Origin of the sequence: Conexibacter stalactiti, from assembly GCF_033542075.1 — a bacterium.
Classification (GTDB): Bacteria; Actinomycetota; Thermoleophilia; order Solirubrobacterales; family Solirubrobacteraceae; genus Conexibacter; species Conexibacter stalactiti.
Genome location: NZ_JAWSTH010000194.1, coordinates 1 through 3,669, shown reverse-complemented (window position 1 = coordinate 3,669; position 3,669 = coordinate 1). Strand labels below are relative to the sequence as shown.

Annotated in this window: 2 protein-coding genes and 1 pseudogene; all 3 read right to left on the bottom strand. The window is 74.5% G+C overall.

What is annotated here, in order from left to right:
* Positions 1-124 precede the first annotated feature (124 nt).
* Positions 125-2,800: a VirB4 family type IV secretion system protein gene (locus tag R7226_RS31080; RefSeq protein ID WP_318601432.1), complete on the bottom strand. Its 2,676-nt coding sequence runs from the start codon at positions 2,798-2,800 to the stop codon at positions 125-127.
* Entirely contained in the window at positions 2,797-3,192 is a 396-nt protein-coding gene (locus R7226_RS31075; protein ID WP_318601431.1) for a hypothetical protein, read from the bottom strand. Before R7226_RS31075 ends, R7226_RS31080 begins: the two co-directional genes overlap by 4 nt.
* A gap of 34 nt (positions 3,193-3,226) precedes the next feature.
* Positions 3,227-3,669: pseudogene (locus R7226_RS31070) on the bottom strand (hypothetical protein); the annotation flags it as partial.

Below are 3,669 nucleotides of genomic sequence, written 5' to 3'. Positions count from 1 at the left end.
CGGCCGCGCCCGCGCCGCCGCCGCCCGCGCCCAGGCCGGTGAGGCCCGCTCTGCTCGCGCCCGCGCCGCCGAGCGCCGCTCTGCCCGCTGCTGCCGCTGCGACCGGTGCCGCCATGATCGCCTCCTAGACGCCCGCGTCGGTGACGCCGCCGGCCGCCAGCTCCGCGACCGCGCGCCAGACGTCGCCGCCGTTGCGTTGCACGGCGGCGTCGCGCAGCGGCGCGTCGCGCAGCGGGTCGGACGTGTAGCACCAGTACTCGGTCGGCCCGAGGCGCAGCGCGACGCGGCCCTTCCCGCGCGTGCCGTTGACCCAGAACATCTGCGAGTGCGAGCCCTTGACGGTCTTGAGCCGGCCGACGAGCGCGGCCTCCTCGTCGGTCAGCCCGAGCGCCTCCTGGACGAACGCCAGCTCGTCCGGATGCTGGTTGAGCAGCAGCTGCATCGTCGAGTTGCGGATCAGCGCGAGCCCGTGCTCGGTCGCGAAGTCCGACAGCTGCTGGGAGACGACGATCAGGAACAGACCGAGGTGACGGGCGCGGCGCGCGAGGTCGTTGGCGTACTCGCCCGTCTCTCTGCGGCCGACCAGGTGCCACGCCTCGTCGAGCAGCAGCACCGACTTGCCGGCGAACTTCGGCGCGTCAGCCGCGGCCGCCGTGTCGGCGTTGCCGTCGCGGTGGCGCTCGATCGTGCGCGTGATGTACTCGAGGATCGCGAACATGACGGGCTTGAGCACGACGTCCGGGCAGCGGCGCGTGTCGAACACGACGAGCGGGCTGTCGGCCGGGACGGTCGTGTCGCGGTCGAGCAGGTAGGCGTAGGAGCCCTCCCCGCAGAACTCGCCGAGCCGCTCGGCGAGATTGCGCAGGACGGCGGCGACCTCGCCGGCGCCATCACCGCGCTCGTCGTCGGAGCGGCGCAGCAGCTCGTCGCGCAGCAGCGACTCGTGCGGCGCGACGCCGGACAGCGCCGCCTGCGCGTAGACGGCGCGGATCGCCGCGCCCAGCTGCGAGCGCTCCATCGTCGTGAGCCCCTCGTCGCCCATCATCACGCCGTGCAGCGAGACGAGGAAGGCGATCTTCTCCAGGCTCACGTCGCCTGGGTCGTCGACGTCCCACGGGTTGATGCCGTAGGGGCTGTTGTCGGCGCCGATCTCGACCTGGCGCGCACCGGCGACCAGCTCGGTGAGCACGTTGTAGTGGCCGGCGCGGTCGAGCACGAAGCCGCGCGCGCCCTGCGCGATGCAGCGCGCGACGATCACGTTGGCAGCGAGCGTCTTGCCCGAGCCGCTGCGTCCGTTGACGAGCATCGTGTAGTTCGCGTGCGTGCGGTCGTACGGGTCCAGGCGCTCCAGCGTGCGCCCCGGGTCGCTGAACGCGAACGGGATCCCCGACGGCGAGCCGCAGCCGAGGCCGACGAGCGGGACGGTGTCGCCGACGTTGCGCGTCGCGTAGCGGCGCGTGCGGCCGGCCACGTCGCGCCCGAGCGGCAGCGTCGAGGGCCACAGCTCGTACTGCTGGAACTCGCCGCGGTTGATGCGGCAGTCCGACATCGACTCGATCTGCTCGGCGCAGTAGTCGACCGCCTCGCTCAGCTCGGCCAGCTTGGGCTCGGGCCCGGGCACGCGGATCGACTGGTAGATCGAGACGCGGAAGAGCGCCGTGCGGTCGTGACCGGCCATCTCCTGCAGCAGCGCCTCGGACTCGTGCTCCTGCGCGTAGCGGTCGAAGTCGGGCACGCGGCCCTTCGCCTCGGCCGTGCGGTTGACGGCGAACAGGCGCCGGTGGCCGCGCTTGACGCGCTGGCGCTCGGCGCCGCGGTCGAGCGCGTGCACGTAGACGCTGAGCGTGAACGGCTGCCACGTCAGCATCGCGCCCATCAGCCAGCCCATCGTCGTGGCGTCGGCCGTCGTCGCCGCGTAGATCGTCTGCTCGGCGTCGCGGTCGACCTCGACGTGGTGGCGCGAGCGGCCGAAGTCGAGGCTCGACATCGCGATCCGCTCGCGCAGCGCCACCGCCGCGTCGCGCGCCTCCTCGCGCTCGCGCTCGCCGTCCAGCTCGCCCAGCAGCTCGTGCGAGAAGCGCGGCCGGCGGCGATGCGCGTCGGCCGTCGTCGGGTTGAAGCGGCCCCACAGCAGCGCGGCGACCTCCTCGCCGTCGAGGAAGCGGGTCGGCATCGAGAGGCCGTCGAGCTCGGCGCGGACCGCGTCGGCGGCCGCGAGGCTCTCGCGCACCGCGCGGCGATGCTCGCGCAGCTCGCGCTCCAGCGAGGCGACCGGCAGCTTCCAGCCGCCCGGGCGCAGCGCGTTGAGGATCGCGCGGGCCGTGCGTCTTCCGGGGACGTAGGGGACGACGACGTAGGCGTTGAGCGCGACCGCCGCCTGGTCGTCGCAGTGCAGCCGCAGCGACTCCTCCATCGCCGCGTGCAGCCGCCAGCGCGACGCCGTCAGCGGGTCGGCGTGCGGGTCGTTGACGCTCGTCACGTCGCCGCCCCACGCGGCGACCTGCGCGCGCGACTCGGTCAGCACCTGGCCGAGGTCGATCGGTCGCGCCTCGATGTAGAACTGGAGCGTCTGGCCGGCGCGCAACCGCCCGATCACGTGGCAGAACGTCGCGGCGAGGTGGGTGCGCTCGTCGGCCGAGAGGATCAGCGGGTTGGGCGGGATCACGTGCACGATGCGCACGAGCGCGCCCTCGCTCGTGACGACGAGGCCCGAGCGGTCGATGCCCTCGACCGCGAGCAGCTCGCCGGCCTCGGGCAGGCCGCCGACGGCGCCGGGCCGGTCCGTCTGACGGCCGATCATCGCGCCGTCTCCCACAGCTTCGAGAGGTCGGCGGCGTCGGCGAGGCCGAGCTCACCGCGGTCGCGCTCGGGCGCGCGCCGCTCGACGACGCGGTAGCCGTGGACGCCGTCACCGGGGCCGGGCGTGAAACGCCCGTCGCGGCGGCGCCAGCCGAGCGCTGAGCGCGCCAGCACCGCCGGGCTGACCGACGTCAGGTTGCTCAGCACGGAGATGATCGCCGGCAGCGTGCCGAAGTAGATCGCGGAGACGAGCGTCGGCGTCGGCGGCAGCGGGCTGAGGTAGACGCCCCACACGATCCCGAGCCCGAGCCCGGTGAGGGCGGCGATCCACTGCCCGACGCTCAGCTCGGCGATTCTCAGCTTCGCGTCGAGGTGCTTGTACGCGATGTTCATGGTGGTGGTGCTCCTCTCGAGTCGTGGTGGGTCGTCAGCTGCTGGCAGTCGGGGGTGCCGGCGTGCCGGAGCCGGCGGAGGCCGGCGGCGCCGGCGCCGCATCGGCGAGCGCGGCGAGCCGCGTCTCCGGCGTCGCGGCGCCGACGGTCACGAACGCCTCGCGCGTCCCGGCGCCGAGGGCAGGGCCGGCGGAGGCGTGCGCCATCCGCTCGATCACGAGCGCGTCGCCGGTTCCGCCGAGCTGGCCGCCGCCGTCGCTGCCGATCGCGCGCCGGACCGGTCCGCCGTAGGTTCCGCCGGCGGCGACGTCGAGGCGCGCGAGCGCCGAGCGCGTCTGGTCGACGCTCGGCGGGCTGGAGCGGCGCATCTCCTGCGTCTTCTCGTGGGCGGTCTTGGCGGCGGCGTGGTCACGGCCGGCGGTGGGCAGGCCGTCACGGCCGACGCTGCGGCCGGCGGGCCGGCCGCCGGCCGGCGACG

Excerpts from the sequence above, each read along its gene's own strand:
- R7226_RS31080 (WP_318601432.1), bottom strand. The coding sequence starts at position 2,800 with ATGATCGGCCGTCAGACGGACCGGCCCGGCGCCGTCGGCGGCCTGCCC.
- R7226_RS31075 (WP_318601431.1), bottom strand. The coding sequence starts at position 3,192 with ATGAACATCGCGTACAAGCACCTCGACGCGAAGCTGAGAATCGCCGAG.